The sequence below is a fragment of the Streptomyces sp. NBC_00247 genome (assembly GCF_036188265.1).
Classification (GTDB): domain Bacteria; phylum Actinomycetota; class Actinomycetes; order Streptomycetales; family Streptomycetaceae; genus Streptomyces.
The window spans coordinates 1,628,057-1,645,837 of sequence record NZ_CP108093.1 but is presented as its reverse complement, the minus strand read 5'-3'; the positions used below and the strand labels follow the sequence as shown (position 1 = coordinate 1,645,837).

Below are 17,781 nucleotides of genomic sequence, written 5' to 3'. Positions count from 1 at the left end.
CCCGGGCCCTCCCGCCGGACGGGTGTCGGTGGCGTGGTGTGCAATGGAACCCGTGTCCGCGCTCGATGAACCCCTCAAGAAGCTGCTCGGCGGAGCCACCGCGAAGGTGATGGCCGAACACCTCGGCCTGCACACGGTCGGCGACCTCCTGCACCACTACCCGCGACGGTACGAGGAGCGGGGCCGGCTCACCCCGCTCTCCGACCTCCCGCTGGACGAACACGTCACCGTGGTCGCCCAGGTCGCCGACGCCCGGGTGCTGGGCTTCAACAACGGGCGCGGCAAACGCCTGGAAGTCACCCTCACCGACGGCAGCGGCCGGCTCCAGCTGGTCTTCTTCGGCCACGGGGTGCACAAGCCCCACCAGGAACTCCTCCCCGGCCGCCGGGCGATGTTCGCGGGCAAGGTCGGCGTCTTCAACCGCAAGACGCAGCTCGCCCACCCCACGTACCAACTGCTCGACACCGAGGCCGGCGCGGCGGACGGGGAAGCGGGCGTGCGCGAGGCCGTGGACGCCTTCGCCGGCCGGCTGCTGCCCCTCTACCCCGCCTGCAAGCAGCTCGACTCCTGGCGCATCGCCAAGGCCGTGGACACCGTGCTGCCCAGCGCCCAGGAGGCCGTCGACCCGCTGCCCGCCCCGCTGCGCGAAGGACGCGGATTCGTCTCCCTGCCCGAAGCCCTGGTGAAGGTGCACCGGCCGCAGACCAAGGCGGACATCGAGGACGCCAGGGAGCGGCTGAAGTGGGACGAGGCGTTCGTCCTCCAGGTCGCGCTGGCCCGCCGCCGGTACGCCGACACCCAGCTCCCCGCGGTCGCCCGCCGCCCGGCACCCGACGGACTGCTCGACGCCTTCGACGCCCGGCTGCCGTTCACCCTCACCGAGGGCCAGCGGAAGGTGTCCGGCGAGATCTTCGGCGATCTCGCCACCGAACACCCCATGCACCGGCTGCTCCAGGGCGAGGTCGGCTCGGGCAAGACCATGGTCGCCCTGCGCGCGATGCTCGCCGTCGTGGACAGCGGCGGCCAGGCCGCGATGCTCGCACCCACCGAGGTGCTCGCCCAGCAGCACCACCGTTCCATCACCGAGATGATGGGCGACCTCGCCGAGGGCGGCATGCTCGGCGGCTCGGCCCTCGGCACGAAGGTCGTCCTGCTCACCGGCTCCATGGGCACCGCGGCCCGCCGCCGGGCGCTGCTGGACCTGACCACCGGCGAGGCCGGACTGGTCATCGGCACCCACGCGCTGATCGAGGACAAGGTGTCCTTCCACGACCTCGGGCTGGTCGTCGTCGACGAGCAGCACCGCTTCGGAGTGGAGCAGCGCGACGCCCTGCGCTCCAAGGGCAAGCAGCCGCCGCACCTGCTGGTGATGACCGCCACCCCCATCCCGCGCACGGTCGCGATGACGGTCTTCGGCGACCTGGAGACGTCCGTCCTGGACCAGCTCCCCGCCGGGCGCTCGCCGATCGCCACCCACGTGGTGCCCGCGGCCGACAAACCGCACTTCCTCGCCCGCGCCTGGGAGCGGGTCCGCGAGGAGGTGGAGGGTGGCCACCAGGCGTACGTCGTCTGCCCCCGGATCGGCGACGACCCCGAGGAGGCGGCCGGGGCCAAGGGCGCGAAGACCGGCAAGGGCGCGAAGGCCGCGGCGAAGGCGGAGGAGCCGGACGCCCCGAGTCCCGACGGCGACAAGCGCCCGCCGCTCGCCGTGCTCGACATCGCTGCCCTGCTGGCCGCGGGACCGCTCGCCGGGCTCCGCGTCGAGGTGCTGCACGGCCGGATGAACCCGGACGACAAGGACGACGTGATGCGGCGGTTCGCCGCCGGCCAGGTCGACGTGCTGGTGGCCACCACCGTGATCGAGGTCGGGGTGAACGTCCCCAACGCCACCGCGATGGTGATCATGGACGCGGACCGGTTCGGCGTCTCCCAGCTGCACCAGCTGCGCGGCCGGGTCGGCCGGGGCTCGGCCCCCGGGCTCTGCCTGCTGGTCAGCGAGGCCCACGAGGCGAGCCCGGCCCGCGCCCGGCTCGGCGCGGTCGCCGCCACCCTGGACGGCTTCGAGCTCTCCCGGATCGACCTGGAACAGCGCCGCGAGGGCGACGTGCTCGGCCAGGCCCAGTCCGGGGTCCGCTCCTCGCTGCGGATGCTCACCGTCATCGACGACGAGGAGATCATCACCGCCGCGCGGGCCGAGGCCACCCGGACCGTCGCCGCCGACCCGGAGCTGACCGGCCACCCGGAGCTGCGGACCGCCCTGGACGCCCTGCTGGACAAGGACCGCGAGGAGTTCCTCGACAAGGGGTGACCGGGAAGACCCCGGGTCCGCCCGGGCCCGGGCGGACCGCACGCCATATCGTGGGACCCGGGCCTTTCATCCGGGGCGGGCGAGCCCAGCCCGGTCCGGACGCAGGACCCCAGAGGTACGCGACCCCCGCGTGCCGTCCCGCGACCCGAGGACCGACTCCCATGACCCGCGTGATCGCCGGTTCGGCCGGCGGACGCCGCCTGGCCGTACCGCCCGGCAACGGCACCCGCCCCACCTCCGACCGTGCGCGTGAGGGCCTCTTCTCGACCTGGGAGGCGCTGCTCGGCACGCTCGACGGCGTCCGGATCGCCGACCTGTACGCGGGGTCCGGCGCGGTCGGCCTGGAGGCGCTCTCCCGGGGCGCCGTCCACGCCCTGCTCGTGGAGGCCGATCCGAAGGCCGTCCGCACCGTCCGCGAGAACGTCCGCTCCGTCGGTCTGCCCGGCGCCGAGGTCCGCACCGGCAAGGCCGAACAGACCGTCTGCGGACCGGCGCCGGCCGACCCGTACGACGTGGTCTTCCTGGACCCGCCCTACCTCGTCACCGACGACGATCTCCGGGAGATCCTGCTCACACTCCGCTCGCGGGGCTGGCTTGGCGAGGGCGCACTCGTCACCGTGGAACGAGCCACCAGAGGCGGGGAATTCGGCTGGCCGGAGGGTTTCGAGCCGTTGAGGTCCCGTCGTTACGGCGAGGCGACCCTTTGGTACGGTCGCGCCGCCTCCACGTGCGAAGACGCACGATGACCGGACCCGGGAGCGAGGGAACCACGTTGCGCCGCGCCGTCTGTCCGGGGTCGTTCGACCCCATCACCAACGGACATCTCGACATCATTGGCCGAGCCTCGAAGCTGTACGACGTCGTACACGTCGCGGTGATGATCAACCAGTCCAAGAAAGGGCTGTTCACCGTCGACGAGCGGATCGAGCTGATCCGCGAAGTCACCTCCGACTTCGGCAACGTCGAAGTCGAGTCCTTCCACGGCCTGCTGGTCGACTTCTGCAAGCAGCGGGAGATCCCGGCCATCGTCAAGGGGCTCCGGGCGGTCAGCGACTTCGACTACGAACTGCAGATGGCCCAGATGAACAACGGCCTCTCCGGTGTCGAGACGCTCTTCGTCCCCACCAACCCCACCTACAGCTTCCTGTCGTCCTCGCTGGTCAAGGAGGTCGCGACCTGGGGCGGAGACGTCTCCCACCTGCTGCCGCCGACCGTCCACGCCGCGCTCCAGGAGCGGCTGGAGCGCACGTGACCGCCTGAGCGGCCGTCACCCGGTGTCGGACGGGAGCCGACTGGCCTTACAGTCGTCCCGTCCGTCTCCAACAGCGGCAGAGAGTGGCGAGCACACGGTGGACGTGCAGAAGAAGCTCGACGAGATCGTCGAGGCGGTCGGGAACGCCCGGTCCATGCCCATGTCGGCCTCGTGCGTGATCAACCGCGCCGATCTGCTCCGGATGCTCGACGAGCTCCGCGAAGCGCTGCCCGGCTCGCTGGCCCACGCCGAGGAGGTCATCGGCGGCAGTGAGCAGCTCGTCGACCGGGCCCGCCAGGAAGCGGAGCGGATCATCGAGTCCGCCCACGCCGAGCGCGGCTCGCTGATCTCCGGTACCGAGGTCGTCGTCCGGTCCCAGAACGAGGCCGACCGCATCCTGGCCGACGCCCGCCGCGAGGCCGCCGAGGTCAAGGCGGAGGCCGACGAGTACGTCGACAGCAAGCTCGCCAACTTCGAGGTCGTCCTCACCAAGACCATCGGCTCCGTGGACCGGGGCCGGGAGAAGCTGCTCGGCCGCGGCCACGGCCTCGACGAGCAGGGCTACGAAGACCCCGACTTCGCCGAGGCCCCCGAGCGCAGCGCCGACCCGGAGACGCTCCAGCGGCGCGCCGACGAGTACGTCGACACCAAGCTCGGTGCCTTCGAGGCCGTGCTCGGCAAGACCCTGGAGGCGGTGGGCCGCGGCCGGCAGAAGCTGCACGGCCGGGTGGCCACCGACGACCTCGGCGTGCACATGGCCGCCCAGGACGCCGCCGGCGGCCAGGGCCACACCAGCGACGCCGACTACCTGGCGGGCCTCGCCGAACTGGCGGACCCGGAACCGCCGCAGGCCTCCCCGAACTACCCGGCGAGGCCCCAGTCCCCGTACGCCGAGCCCGTCCAGAGCTACGACTACCAGCAGCCGGTCCAGCAGGACCCGTACGGCTACGCGCAGCCGCGGCAGGACGGATACGAGCGGCAGGACGGCTACGAGCAGCCGCAGCAGGACGTCTACGCCTACCAGCAGCAGGCGTACGACCCGAACGCCTACCAGCCGCAGAGCGAGCACGACGGAGAGCCCGGCCGGCCCGAGTACGGGTGGGCCGACCAGCAGTCCCAGCAGCGGCAGCCCGCGCTCGACGAGACCAGTCTCTTCGACACCAGCATGATCGACCTGGAGCAGCTGCGCCGGTACGAACAGGGCCACTGACCGGGCGCCGCACGGCCCCCACCGGCCCCGACCGGTCCGGATTGGGTGCTGGGCGGTACGTCAAGTATCCTGGCTCCTCGGTCGCGCGTATCTCCGCCGATCCCGGCTGCCCGTTTCGACTCCGGAACGGGCCGGCCCCTCCCGACGCAGTGCGATGCACATGAATCCCGAAAGCAGGAGCAGCCCTGAACGGCCACCTCGACCACCGCAATCCTCTCGTGTTCGATACGCACGAGCTGGGTCGGCGTCCCGGTGCCCTGAAGCGGCTGACCCGCTCGGTGGAAGCACCGAGGGACCTGGGTATCGACGGCGTCATCGGCGTGCCGGAAGGCGCACCGCTGACGCTGGACCTCCGCCTCGAATCGGTCATGGAAGGGGTGCTCGTCACAGGCACCGCCCGTGCGACCGCCGAGGGGGAGTGCGTAAGGTGTCTGGAGCCGCTGACCGTCGAGGTCGAAGCGGACTTCCAGGAAATGTTCTCGTACCCTGACGCCGACGACCGGGGTCGCAGCAAGATCGCGGACCCGGCCGACGACGCCGAGGACGACGAGGACGAGTTTTTCCTTGAGGACGGCTTGTTCGACCTCGAAACGGTGCTGCGTGACGCGGTAGTGCTCGCACTGCCGATGCAGCCGGTGTGCACGGAGACCTGTGCCGGTCTGTGTTCCGAATGCGGAATCAGGCTGGACGAGAATCCTGGCCACCACCATGACGCCGCCGACCCCCGGTGGGCGGCATTGCAGGGACTCGCCGAGACCGTTCAGGACGGCGAGAAGGACAACATGGGCGGCGCCGAACCTGGCGTCGACGAGAAGCAGGAGAAGTAGCCGTGGCTGTTCCGAAGCGGAAGATGTCGCGCAGCAACACGCGCCACCGCCGGTCGCAGTGGAAGGCTGCGGTCCCCACCCTGGTTTCGTGCGAGCGTTGCCAGGAGCCGAAGCTCCAGCACATTGCGTGCCCGAGCTGCGGCACGTACAACAAGCGCCAGGTCCTCGAAGTCTGAGTGGCTGGTGAGAGGCACGATGTCTGAGTTGTCCCACGCCAAGAAGCAGGCAGACAACGTCAACACAGCCTCGTCCCACACGCTTCTGGAAGGGCGGCTCGGGTATCACCTTGAGTCCGCCCTTCTGGTGCGTGCGCTGACCCACCGCTCGTTCGCGTACGAGAACGGCGGTCTGCCCACCAACGAGCGGCTCGAATTCCTCGGGGATTCGGTGCTCGGCCTGGTGGTCACGGACACGCTGTACCGGACCCACCCCGACCTGCCCGAAGGCCAGCTGGCCAAGTTGCGGGCCGCGGTGGTCAACTCGCGTGCACTCGCGGAAGTGGGCCGCGGCCTCGAACTCGGTTCCTTCATCCGGCTCGGCCGTGGTGAAGAGGGCACGGGTGGCCGGGACAAGGCTTCCATCCTCGCCGACACCCTTGAAGCGGTGATCGGCGCGGTCTATCTCGATCAGGGCCTCGACGCGGCCTCGGAGCTGGTCCACCGGCTTTTCGACCCGCTCATCGACCGGTCCTCGAACCTCGGCGCCGGCCTGGACTGGAAGACCAGTCTCCAGGAGCTCACCGCGAGCGAGGGTCTCGGAGTCCCCGAGTACCTCGTCACGGAGACCGGCCCGGACCACGAGAAGATCTTCACTGCTGCCGCTCGCGTCGGTGGTGTCTCGTACGGCACCGGCACCGGTCGTAGCAAGAAGGAAGCGGAGCAGCAGGCGGCCGAGTCCGCCTGGCGCGAGATCAGCGCCGCCGCCGAAGTGAGGGCGACCGCGGAGAAGTCCGCGATCGACGCAGGGGCCGCCGACACCTCTGCCGAACCCCCGCCGAACACGGACGTTTCTCCGGCCTGACCCCGTTCGCGACCCCCCGGTGCCCTGCGCGCCGGGGGGTCGCTGCGTTTCCCGTACCCCTGGTGCCCCTGGAGGAGCGTCACCGTGCCCGAGCTGCCCGAGGTCGAAGTCGTACGCAGAGGTCTGGAGCGCTGGGTCACCGGCCGGACCGTCTCCGAGGTGGAGGTCCTGCACCCGCGCTCGGTGCGACGCCACCTCGCGGGCGGGGTCGACTTCGCCGCCCGGCTGCGCGGCATGCGCCTGGGAACGGCGACGCGGCGCGGCAAGTACCTGTGGATCCCGCTGGAGGACGCGTCCATCGCCCTCCTCGGCCACCTCGGCATGAGCGGCCAGCTGCTGGTGCGGCCCGACGACGCCCCGGCCGAAAAGCACCTGCGGATCAGGATGCGCTTCGCCGACACGCTCGGTACCGATCTCCGCTTCGTCGACCAGCGCACCTTCGGCGGGCTCTCGCTGCACGCCACCGCTGCGGACGGGCTCCCCGACGTCATCGCGCACATCGCCCGCGATCCCCTCGACCCCGCCTTCGACGACGCGGCTTTCCACACCGCGCTGCGCCTGCGCCGGACGACGGTCAAGCGTGCCCTGCTCGACCAGTCGCTGATCAGCGGGGTGGGCAACATCTACGCGGACGAGGCGCTCTGGCGCGCGAAGCTCCACTACGACCGGCCCACCGCCACCCTCACCCGCCCGAAGTCCGCCGAACTGCTCGGCCACGTCCGGGACGTGATGAACGCGGCGCTCGCCCAGGGCGGCACGAGCTTCGACAGCCTGTACGTCAACGTGAACGGCGAATCGGGCTACTTCGACCGTTCGCTCGACGCCTACGGCCGCGAGGGCGAGCCCTGCCACCGCTGCGGCACCCCGATGCGCCGTCGCCCCTGGATGAACCGCTCCAGCTACTTCTGCCCGAACTGCCAGCGGGCGCCGCGGGCACGGTGAGGGGGCGCCGGGGCGCTGAGCGGGGATGCCGGAGCCGAAGGCGAGTGCGGCGCCCCCCGGACCGGGAAGCGCCGCACGCCTGTCGGAGCGACCGGAACCGTCCCGGTCAGAAGCCGAAGTCCTGCGTCCACCAGGGGCCGCCGTCGGCGATGTGGACGCCGACACCCAGGGTCGTGTAATCGCAGTTGAGAATGTTTGCTCGGTGGCCTTCGCTGTTCATCCAGCTGTCCATCACGGCCTGTGCGTCGGCTTGGCCGCGGGCGATGTTCTCCCCGCCGAGGTTGGTGATCCCGGCCGCCGCCGCGCGGTCCCAGGGAGTGTCGCCGTCCGGGTCGGTGTGATCGAAGAAGTCACGGGCCGCCATGTCCTGGCTGAAGCTCTGGGCCAGCGAGGTCAGCGAGGAGCTGAGCGTCACCGGGCTGCAGCCGGCCTTCGACCGTTCCTGGTTCACCAGGTCCAGTACGGCGGTCCGGGCGGAAGCGACCGCGGACGTCGCGGGCGCCTCGGTCTTCGGCGCGGCCGATGTGGGTGCCGGTGCCGCCGCGGCTGCGGTGGACTTCGCCGGAGCGGGCGCGGCGGTCGTCTTCGTCACCGAGGGGGTGGCGGACGGCGTCGGGCTGGCGGTCTTCTCCGTGGGGGACGCGGAGGGGGTGGCGGAGGCCGGCTCCGAGGGTGCCCCGGGGCGCTCGCTGCCCCGGCTCGCCGGGGTGGGGGACGCCGCACGGTCCGTCGCGTCGGCGCTCGCGGTGCCCTGCGTGAGCAGGTCCGGGGCGCCGGCGGAGTCGGCGCGGTCGGCGTGCGAGCTGTCGCTCAGGCCGTACGTCTCGCCGCCCGGGAGCATCCCGGACGCGGCCGCGACGGCGCCCACCGCCACGGCGGCGGAGATCCCCAGCAGCCCGGCGCGCACCGGCAGAGGCACCCGGCGCTTCGTCCGGCGGGCGCCTCCGTGCCGTCCGCCGGAAGGCGCCGGGGCGGTCTCGTCAGCGGCGGGGCCTGCGGCGGCGGATCGTCGGTGGCGTCCCATGCGCTGTGCCTTCCTCGTGCCGTCCGGCGGCCCCCGTGATCCCCGGGAGCGTCACCGTGTCCGTGGTTCTCACCCGATCGGGTGAGCTCATTGCGACCGGACTGTACGCCATGACGGACGGGCCGCGAGGGGCTTCGGGCGGCTCGGCCCGGTTAGCGTTCCGGTATGAGTGAAGACGCACGACTCGTGGTGTGGGTACGCGGCCGAGTACAGCAAGTAGGGTTCCGCTGGTTCACCAGGGCAAACGCTCTGGAGATCGGAGGGCTGGCCGGCTTCGCCCTCAATCTGGACGACGGCAGGGTGCAGGTCGTCGCCGAGGGAGCACGTGAGAATTGCCACCGTCTGCTGGAGTGGCTGCGCTCGGACGACACGCCCGGACGCGTGGACGGAGTGACTGAGATCTGGGACACCCCGCGCGGCGGCTACGACGGATTCGCCATCCGGTGACCGCCCCGCCGCGCGCCGGGGCGCGGAGGCCGACCGTGCGGCGCTCGCGACGCCCCGCCGTGGGGCGCACCGGCCGGCGGCACCCGGAGTGACCTGCGGTGGAGTCACGGCGTGCCCCGGTGTTGCCAAGGGGTGCGGGGCATGCGAAGCTACCCGGCTGACCAAGATCGCCGAGGGGCGCCGGTCGTCCGGCGGCGGCGGGCCGGGTGATCGTCGGACGGGTCGCCCCGGGGATGGTGGCGCCCACGGGGTGTGATCGTGTTGACCGTCAAACTTTTTGGTGAGACTCTGAAATCCCCGCGCACCTCAGCTGTTCGACAGGGCTGTTTCCGCAGCAACCGCAGTGATGACAAGAGCACTGCCGGGCACCGCGGGTGCGATTCCCTCACGACCCACACCGCTTCGGTCGGTCACTCAGTGTGGAGGACCATCCATCATGGCAAAGGCGCTTCTCGGTTACGTCGGCGGTTCCGACCCGCGACTCCTCGCCGAGATGCGACGGCTCCAGAAGCGCGTCCAAGACCTGGAATCCGAGCTCGTACGGATCCAGGACGAGAACGACGCGCTCAACGCCGCCGCCCAGCACCAGTCGCTGCTCGACGGCATCGACATCGATGTACCCCAGGCAGAGCCCGCTCTGACCTGACCGGTCGCCCGTAAGGGGGCCGGCCGGGCCCGCAAGACATCTCAGCGGCCCGGGAACGTTTCTGGATCGTCTTCACCGCGGATCGGCGGTACCGGACGCCGTGATCGCCCGCGGTCCCGGCCGAAGCCGCTGATCCGTCGCCGCGCGGGACGATCCGCGGACCTGAACCACAGGACCGTGCGCGAACGATTGCTCCACGCACCACCAGGGACGCTTCGGCGTCCCTTCTTTCTTTCCCCCTCGCGTCAACCCGGCTACCGGGTCCGCCCCTGCCCCACGCCCCGTCCCGCATCCCTTGCCCCAGGGGAGATCAGCGGTGCGGTTAACGTCAGATGTGCCCTGCACCCTCAGCGGTGAAACCGTGTGCGAAAGGTAGAGTCCGGCGGCGTGCATCTCAAGGCCCTGACCCTGCGTGGTTTCAAGTCGTTCGCCTCCGCCACCACGCTGCGCTTCGAACCGGGGATCACCTGCGTCGTCGGTCCCAACGGATCGGGCAAGTCCAATGTGGTGGACGCGCTCTCCTGGGTCATGGGGGAACAGGGGGCCAAGTCCCTGCGCGGCGGCAAGATGGAGGACGTCATCTTCGCCGGGACGACCGGGCGCCCGCCGCTCGGCCGCGCCGAGGTCTCGCTGACCATCGACAACTCGGACGGCGCGCTGCCCATCGAGTACGCCGAGGTGACGATCACCCGGATCATGTTCCGCAACGGCGGCAGCGAGTACCAGATCAACGGAGACACCTGCCGGCTGCTCGACATCCAGGAGCTCCTCTCCGACTCGGGCATCGGGCGCGAGATGCATGTCATCGTCGGGCAGGGGCAGTTGGACTCCGTCCTGCACGCCGATCCGATGGGCCGCCGGGCGTTCATCGAGGAGGCCGCCGGCGTCCTCAAGCACCGCAGGCGCAAGGAGAAGGCGCTGCGGAAACTCGACGCGATGGGTGCCAACCTGGCCCGCGTCCAGGACCTCACCGAGGAACTCCGCCGACAGCTCAAGCCGCTCGGCCGGCAGGCGGCCGTCGCCCGGCGGGCCGCGGTGATCCAGGCGGATCTGCGCGACGCGCGGCTGCGCCTGCTCGCCGACGACCTGGTGACCCTGCGGGACGCGTTGCGTGAGGAGATCGCCGACGAGGCCGAGGCGAAACGCCGCAAGGAATCCGCCGAAGCGCGCCTGAAGGAGGCCCTGGCCCGGGAGGCCGAGCTGGAGGGCGAGGTCCGCCGGCTCGCCCCGCGCCTCCAGCGGGCCCAGCAGAGCTGGTACGAGCTGTCGCAACTGGCCGAACGGGTCAGGGGCACGATCTCGCTCGCCGATGCCCGGGTGAAGAGCGCCGCCGCCGTACCCGAGGAGGAGCGCCGCGGCCGGGACCCCGAGGAGATGGAACGCGAAGCCGCCCGGATCCGCGAGCAGGAGGCGGAGCTGACCGCCGCGCTGGAAGCCGCGGAACACGCACGGGAGGACACCGCCGCCCACCGGGCCGAGCTGGAACGCGAACTGGCGGCCGAGGAACGACGCCTCAAGGATGCCGCGCGGGCTCTCGCGGACCGCAGGGAAGGGCTCGCCCGGCTCGGCGGCCAGGTCAACGCCGCGCGCGGCCGGGCCGCCGCCGCCCAGGCCGAGATCGACCGCCTCGCCGACTCCCGGGACGGGGCGAGGGAGCGTGCCGCCGCCGCGCAGGAGGAGTACGAGCAGCTCAAGGCCGAAGTCGACGGACTCGACGCGGACGACGCCCGGTTGGCCGAAGAGCACGCGGACGCGCGGCGGGACCTGGCCGAGGCACAGGCCGCCCACGGCGCCGCACGGGACGCCGCGACCGCGGCGGAGCGCGGCCGGGCCGCCACCGCCGCCCGCCACGACGCCCTCGCGCTCGGGCTGCGCCGCAAGGACGGTACGGGCGTCCTGCTCGGCGCCGGGGACCGGCTGGCCGGACTGCTCGGCCCGGCCGCCCGCCTCCTCGACGTCGAGCCCGGCTACGAGGTGGCGGTGGCCGCCGCGCTCGGAGCGGCGGCCGACGCCGTCGCGGTGACCGGGACCGCGACGGCCGCCGAAGCGATCCGGCTGCTCCGCGCCGAGGACGCGGGCCGCGCCGCGCTGCTGCTCGGAGGTACGGAGCCGCTCGGAGGTACGGAGCTTCTCGGCGGTCCGGGGCCCCTCGGCAGCCCGGCCGAAGACCCCGGGCGGGTACCGGCGCAGGGCGGCGGCCACACGGCCGGGCGCCCTGCCGCGGTACACCCGCCGGCGGTCGCCGCCGAGTCGCCCGCCGCCGAGTCGCCCGCCCCGGTGTCCGTGTCCGCCGGTGAGCCGGCCGGTACGGCTTCGGGGACGCGCGACGCCCCCACGGGAGTCCGTACCGGCACCGGCCGGCCGGTCGCCGTGCTCGTCCGCGCGCCGGGCGGACTCATGGAGGCCGTGCGGGCGCTGACCCGGGACATGGTCGTGGTGCCCACCCTGGAGGACGCCGAACGGCTCGTCGCCGCCGAACCGGGACTCACCGCCGTCACCGACGAGGGCGACGTGCTCTCCGCCCACTTCGCGCACGGCGGCTCGGCCGGGGCACCCAGCCTGCTGGAGGTGCAGGCATCCGTCGACGAGGCCGCCGCCGAGCTGGCCTCCCTCGTCGTGCGCTGCGAGGAACTCGCCGAGGCCCAGCGGCTCGCCGGCGAGCGCCGCAAGGAAGCCTCCGCCCGCGTGGAGTCGCTGGAGGAGCGTCGTAGGACGGCGGACCGGGACAAGTCCCAGGTCGCCCAGCAACTCGGCCGGCTCGCCGGACAGGCGAGAGGAGCGGCGGGCGAGGCCGAACGGACCGCGGCCTCGGCCGCCCGCGCGCAGGAGGCGCTGGAACGCGCCACCGAAGAGGCCGAGGTGCTGGCCGAACGGCTGCTGGTCGCCGAGGAGACGCCCCTGGAGGAGGAACCGGACACCGGGCGGCGCGACCGGCTCGCGGCGGACGGGGCCAACGCCCGCCAGACCGAGATGGAGGCCCGCCTCCAGGTCCGTACCCACGAGGAGCGGGTGAAGGGCCTCGCGGGACGGGCCGAATCCCTCGACCGGGGGGCCAGGGCCGAGCGCGACGCCCGCGCCCGCGCCGAGCAGCGCCGCGCCCGGCTGCGCCACGAGGCGTCGGTGGCCGCCGCGGTCGCCCACGGCGCCCGGCAGCTGCTCGCGCACGTCGAGGTGTCCGTCGTACGGGCCGGGGAGGAGCGCGCGGCTGCCGAGGCGGCGAAGGCGGAGGGGGAGAACGCACTCTCCGCCGCCCGCGCCGACGGCCGGGACCTCAAGGGGGAGCTGGACAAGCTCACCGACTCGGTCCACCGGGGCGAGGTGCTGGGCGCCGAGAAGCGGATGCGCGTGGAGCAGGTGGAGGCGAAGGCGCTGGAGGAGCTGGGCGTCGAGCCGGCGGCCCTGGTCGCCGAATACGGCCCCGGCCGTCCCGTCCCCCCGTCGCTCCCGGCCGAGGGAGAGGAACTGCCCGAGGACCCGGAGCACCCGCGCAACCAGCCCCGGCCCTTCGTGCGGGCCGAGCAGGAGAAGCGGCTGAAGTCGGCCGAACGGGCGTACCAGCAACTCGGAAAGGTGAATCCGCTCGCGTTGGAGGAGTTCTCCGCGCTGGAGGAGCGCCACCAGTTCCTCGCCGAGCAGCTCGACGACCTGCGGAAGACCAGGGCCGACCTCCTCCAGGTCGTCAAGGAGGTCGACGAGCGGGTCGAGCGGGTCTTCACCGAGGCGTACCACGACACCGCCCGCGAGTTCGAGGGCGTCTTCTCCCGGCTGTTCCCCGGTGGCGACGGACGGCTGATCCTCACGGACCCGGAGCACATGCTCACCACCGGCGTGGACGTGGAGGCGCGCCCGCCGGGGAAGAAGGTGAAGCGTCTGTCGCTGCTGTCCGGCGGTGAGCGGTCCCTGACGGCGGTGGCGCTGCTGGTCGCCATCTTCAAGGCGAGGCCGAGCCCGTTCTACGTGATGGACGAGGTGGAGGCGGCCCTCGACGACACCAACCTGCAGCGGCTCATCCGGATCATGGAAGAGCTCCAGGAGAGCTCCCAGCTGATCGTGATCACGCACCAGAAGCGGACGATGGAGGTCGCCGACGCTCTGTACGGGGTTTCCATGCAGGGTGACGGTGTATCGAAAGTCATCAGTCAGCGCCTTCGCTGAATCTTCACGTAATTCCCCGGGCTGCTTCACGTGAATGGAAGGGGCCCGGGTAGGCGTGGACTCTCGTACGCGCCCGAATTCGACGAATGAACGGACGAACCCCGACGCATCCCCTGCGTATTCAAGTGGTGGCGATCTGTTTCGTATGCGCCACTTAAAGGGCTCATCCATCCACGTCTGACATTGCGGGCAGGCACCAGGAGTTCATGTGACCAGCAGAGTGCAAGGACCGGAGTCCGGAGCCAGGGGAGCTCACCCGGACCACATCGGGCACGTCATCTTCATCACGGCCGCCGCCGCGATGGGCGGTTTCCTGTTCGGCTACGACAGTTCCGTGATCAACGGAGCCGTCGAGGCCATCCGTGACCGGTACGACATCGGGTCAGGAACCCTCGCCCAGGTCATCGCCATCGCCCTGATCGGCTGTGCCATCGGCGCCGCGACGGCGGGACGCATCGCCGACCGCATCGGCCGTATCCGCTGCATGCAGATCGCCGCGGTGCTGTTCACCATCAGTGCGGTCGGTTCGGCGCTCCCCTTCGCGCTCTGGGACCTGGCGATGTGGCGCATCATCGGCGGGTTCGGCATCGGCATGGCCTCCGTCATCGGACCCGCCTACATCGCCGAGGTCTCGCCGCCCGCCTACCGAGGCCGCCTCGGCTCCTTCCAGCAGGCCGCGATCGTCATCGGCATCGCGATCTCGCAGTTGGTCAACTACGGCATCCTCCAGATCGCGGACGGCGACCAGCGCGGCAAGATCGGCGGGCTGGAAGCCTGGCAGTGGATGCTCGGCGTGATGGTGGTGCCCGCCGTCCTGTACGGGCTGCTCTCCTTCGCCATCCCGGAGTCGCCCCGCTACCTGATCTCGGTCGGCAAGAAGGAACGGGCCCGCAAGATCCTGGCCGAGGTGGAGGGGAAGAACGTCGATCTGGACGCCCGCGTCACCGAGATCGAGACGGCCATGCACCGGGAGCACAAGTCCTCCTTCAAGGACCTGCTCGGCAGCCGCTTCGGCTTCCTGCCCATCGTCTGGGTCGGTATCGGACTGTCGATCTTCCAGCAGCTCGTCGGCATCAACGTCGCCTTCTACTACTCGGCGACGCTGTGGCAGTCGGTCGGCATCGACCCGACGGACTCGTTCTTCTACTCGTTCACGACCTCGATCGTGAACATCATCGGTACGGTCATCGCGATGGTCCTGGTCGACCGGGTGGGCCGTAAACCGCTCGCCCTCACCGGCTCCATCGGCATGGCCATCGCTCTGGCCTTCGAGGCGTGGGCCTTCTCCGCCAAGCTGGTCGACGGGAAGCTGCCCAACACGGAAGGCACCGTGGCGCTGGTCGCCGCCCACGTCTTCGTGCTCTTCTTCGCCCTCTCCTGGGGTGTCATCGTCTGGGTCTTCCTCGGCGAGATGTTCCCCAACCGCATCCGCGCCGCGGCGCTGGGCGTCGCCGCCTCCGCGCAGTGGATCGCCAACTGGGCCATCACCGCGAGCTTCCCGAGCCTGGCGGACTGGAACCTCTCCGCGACGTACATCATCTACACCTGCTTCGCGGCCCTCTCCATCCCCTTCGTGATCCTGTTCGTGAAGGAGACCAAGGGCAAGGCCCTGGAAGAGATGGGCTGACCGCCCGCCCCGCGTCGGCCCGCCCGACCGGCCGGCCCTCGGCTTCCGCCCGCCCGTACCGCCCCGCTGCCCCGGCTCAGGCCGGGGCAGCGGTATTTCCGGTGCCGTGCGGGTGCCGGGCCCGCCCGCGCGTCCCTGACGTGTCCCGGCCGTGTCTCCGCTCACCACAATGACCGCCAAAAGGTGCAAAGTGGTGTATCGGATGCTGGAGGGCACTCCGAGGCAGCTCCCCGGCTCCGCCCGTGGCCGATACTGGACGGGTTATGGAAATCGTCATCCTTGCTGTAGTCATCGCCCTGGTCGCTGTCGGCCTGATCAGCGGGCTCGTGGTCAGCAGCCGCAAGAAGAAGCAGCTGCCGCCCTCGGCGCCGTCGAGCACGCCGACCATCACTCCTCCCGCCGAACCCCGTGCCGGTGAGGAGTCCGAGGCGCCGCGCGACGAAGCGCGGCGCACCACCGAGGAAGCCGGTCTCCCGGACGCCGAGGCCCCTGCCGGGGAAGCCCCGGCCGCCGCGGCAGAGGCTCCCGCCCTCGACGTCCCCGAGCCCACCGCGGGCCGTCTCGTACGGCTCCGCGCGCGGCTCGCCCGCTCGCAGAACTCCCTCGGCAAGGGGCTGCTCACGCTCCTGTCCCGGGACAATCTCGACGAGGACACCTGGGAGGAGATCGAGGACACCCTCCTCACCGCCGACGTCGGCGTGGCTCCCACCCAGGAGCTCGTCGAGCGCCTGCGCGAACGCGTCCGGGTGCTCGGCACCCGGACCCCCGAGGAGCTCCGCGCCCTGCTGCGCGAAGAGCTGATCACTCTGCTGGGCCCCGACCTCGACCGTGAGGTCAGGACCGAGGGCGGCGCCGAGACCCCGGGCGTCGTCATGGTCGTCGGCGTCAACGGCACCGGCAAGACCACCACGACCGGCAAGCTGGCCCGGGTGCTCGTGGCCGACGGCCGCAGCGTGGTCCTCGGCGCGGCCGACACCTTCCGCGCCGCCGCCGCCGACCAGCTCCAGACCTGGGGCGAGCGCGTCGGAGCACGTACGGTACGCGGCCCCGAGGGCGGCGACCCCGCGTCGATCGCCTTCGACGCCGTGAAGGAGGGCATCGCCGAGGGTGCGGACGTGGTGCTCATCGACACCGCCGGCCGGCTGCACACCAAGACCGGCCTGATGGACGAGCTCGGCAAGGTCAAGCGCGTCGTGGAGAAGCACGGCCCGCTCGACGAGATCCTGCTCGTCCTCGACGCCACCACCGGCCAGAACGGTCTGGTCCAGGCCCGGGTCTTCGCCGAGGTGGTGGACATCACCGGCATCGTCCTGACCAAGCTCGACGGCACCGCCAAGGGCGGCATCGTCATCGCCGTCCAGCGTGAGCTGGGGGTCCCGGTGAAGCTCATCGGGCTCGGAGAGGGACCGGACGACCTGGCCCCGTTCGAGCCGGGCGCCTTCGTCGACGCGCTGATCGGCGACTGACCGTCCCGCGCACCCCGCACGTACGCCGATGGGCGGCGGCCCCCCGACCGGGGGCCGCCGCCCATCGGCGTTCCGGGGGCTCTACGTGCGGTGGCAGCTGTACGCCAGGGTGCCGAGCAGCAGCCGGGCCGGCGGGGGAGCGGCCGCCGTTTCCAGGGCCGGCGGGCGCAGCCAGCGGACCGGGCCGCGGCCGCCGAGGTCGCAGGGCGGCGCGGTGATGTGGGTGCCCGGCCCGAGGGCACGCAGATCGAGCGGGGCGTCGTCCCAGCCCATCCGGTAGAGCAGCTCCGGAAGCTGGGCGGCGGCTCCGGGGGCGACGAAGAACTGGGCCCGGCCGTCCGGGGTCACCGCCACCGGGCCGAGCGGCAGCCCCATCCGCTCCAGCCGGACCAGCGCCCGCCGGCCGGCCGTTTCCGCCACCTCCAGGATGTCGAAGGCGCGGCCCACCGGCAGCATCATCGAGGCTCCCGGGACTTCGGCCCAGGCGCAGGCGGCGTCGTCGAGGGAGGCTCCGGCGGGGATCTCGCGGGTGGACTCCAGCGGATGGGCGCCGGGCGCGGCGCAGCGCCGGTCCCCGCAGGAGCAGGAGCAGGTGCGGGAGCCGGTCCGCGCGCGGGCGCCGGGCCGTACGGCCCAACCCCACAGACCGGTGTACTCCGCCACGGCCGTACTCCCGGCCGTGCGGTCGCGTCGCCGCGATCCGGATCGCAGCTCGCGGATGCCGCCGATCGTGAAGCCCATGCCCCCTCCAACGGGTCCGGAGCGCCGATGGTTACGTGGCGGCAGGGGTCCCGCGGTCCGGCAGCCCGCCGGTGGTCGCCCCCGAACGGGCGGCGCACGGGAGTACTCGGGGGTGG

15 protein-coding genes are annotated in these 17,781 nt (G+C 71.8%); 13 read left to right on the top strand and 2 right to left on the bottom strand.

From position 1 onward, the window contains the following. Positions 1-43 precede the first annotated feature (43 nt). From recG to mutM, 8 genes are all read left to right on the top strand, one after another. Positions 44-2,308, top strand: coding sequence for an ATP-dependent DNA helicase RecG (recG, locus tag OHT52_RS06560; protein WP_328719190.1), 2,265 nt, complete (start codon positions 44-46; stop codon positions 2,306-2,308). Positions 2,309-2,469: 161 nt separating this feature from the next. Then, positions 2,470-3,054: a 16S rRNA (guanine(966)-N(2))-methyltransferase RsmD gene (gene rsmD, locus OHT52_RS06555; protein WP_328719189.1), complete on the top strand. Its 585-nt coding sequence runs from the start codon at positions 2,470-2,472 to the stop codon at positions 3,052-3,054. A gap of 26 nt (positions 3,055-3,080) precedes the next feature. Next, positions 3,081-3,560, top strand: a complete 480-nt coding sequence (coaD, locus tag OHT52_RS06550; RefSeq protein WP_328723637.1) for a pantetheine-phosphate adenylyltransferase — start codon at positions 3,081-3,083, stop codon at positions 3,558-3,560. A 97-nt stretch (positions 3,561-3,657) separates the two neighbouring features. Continuing rightward, entirely contained in the window at positions 3,658-4,770 is a 1,113-nt protein-coding gene (locus OHT52_RS06545) for an ATP synthase F0 subunit B (RefSeq protein ID WP_328719188.1), read from the top strand. Positions 4,771-4,988: 218 nt separating this feature from the next. Next, entirely contained in the window at positions 4,989-5,597 is a 609-nt protein-coding gene (locus OHT52_RS06540; protein ID WP_328719187.1) for a YceD family protein, read from the top strand. Positions 5,598-5,599: 2 nt separating this feature from the next. After that, positions 5,600-5,773, top strand: coding sequence for a 50S ribosomal protein L32 (gene rpmF, locus OHT52_RS06535; RefSeq protein WP_003965982.1), 174 nt, complete (start codon positions 5,600-5,602; stop codon positions 5,771-5,773). 19 nt (positions 5,774-5,792) lie between these two features. Further along, positions 5,793-6,617, top strand: a complete 825-nt coding sequence (rnc, locus tag OHT52_RS06530; protein ID WP_328719186.1) for a ribonuclease III — start codon at positions 5,793-5,795, stop codon at positions 6,615-6,617. An 84-nt stretch (positions 6,618-6,701) separates the two neighbouring features. Beyond that, positions 6,702-7,559, top strand: coding sequence for a bifunctional DNA-formamidopyrimidine glycosylase/DNA-(apurinic or apyrimidinic site) lyase (gene mutM, locus OHT52_RS06525; RefSeq protein ID WP_328719185.1), 858 nt, complete (start codon positions 6,702-6,704; stop codon positions 7,557-7,559). Positions 7,560-7,665: 106 nt separating this feature from the next. Here the strand turns inward: mutM and OHT52_RS06520 are convergent, their stop codons facing one another. Further along, entirely contained in the window at positions 7,666-8,583 is a 918-nt protein-coding gene (locus tag OHT52_RS06520) for a CAP domain-containing protein (protein WP_328719184.1), read from the bottom strand. A 165-nt stretch (positions 8,584-8,748) separates the two neighbouring features. On the opposite strand from OHT52_RS06520, the gene OHT52_RS06515 reads away from it, so the two are divergent. From OHT52_RS06515 to ftsY, 5 genes are all read left to right on the top strand, one after another. Next, positions 8,749-9,030 carry an acylphosphatase gene (locus tag OHT52_RS06515; RefSeq protein ID WP_328719183.1) on the top strand — a complete coding sequence of 94 codons (282 nt, stop codon included), beginning with the start codon at positions 8,749-8,751 and terminating at the stop codon, positions 9,028-9,030. A gap of 436 nt (positions 9,031-9,466) precedes the next feature. Beyond that, the gene (locus OHT52_RS06510) at positions 9,467-9,676 is read left to right on the top strand and encodes a hypothetical protein (protein ID WP_266709608.1); all 210 of its coding nucleotides are present in this window, start codon (positions 9,467-9,469) and stop codon (positions 9,674-9,676) included. A 387-nt stretch (positions 9,677-10,063) separates the two neighbouring features. Continuing rightward, complete coding sequence (locus tag OHT52_RS06505; protein WP_328719182.1) at positions 10,064-13,831, top strand: AAA family ATPase; 3,768 nt, start codon at positions 10,064-10,066, stop codon at positions 13,829-13,831. A gap of 208 nt (positions 13,832-14,039) precedes the next feature. After that, on the top strand, positions 14,040-15,458 hold the full coding sequence (locus OHT52_RS06500) for a sugar porter family MFS transporter (RefSeq protein WP_328719181.1): 1,419 nt from the start codon (positions 14,040-14,042) through the stop codon (positions 15,456-15,458). 263 nt (positions 15,459-15,721) lie between these two features. Continuing rightward, positions 15,722-16,924 carry a signal recognition particle-docking protein FtsY gene (gene ftsY, locus OHT52_RS06495; protein ID WP_328719180.1) on the top strand — a complete coding sequence of 401 codons (1,203 nt, stop codon included), beginning with the start codon at positions 15,722-15,724 and terminating at the stop codon, positions 16,922-16,924. 81 nt (positions 16,925-17,005) lie between these two features. On the opposite strand, the gene OHT52_RS06490 is transcribed toward ftsY, so the two are convergent. Then, a complete protein-coding gene (locus tag OHT52_RS06490) occupies positions 17,006-17,665 on the bottom strand; it encodes a bifunctional DNA primase/polymerase (RefSeq protein ID WP_328719179.1) in 660 nt (219 codons plus the stop codon). Between the last annotated feature and the right edge of the window lie 116 nt (positions 17,666-17,781).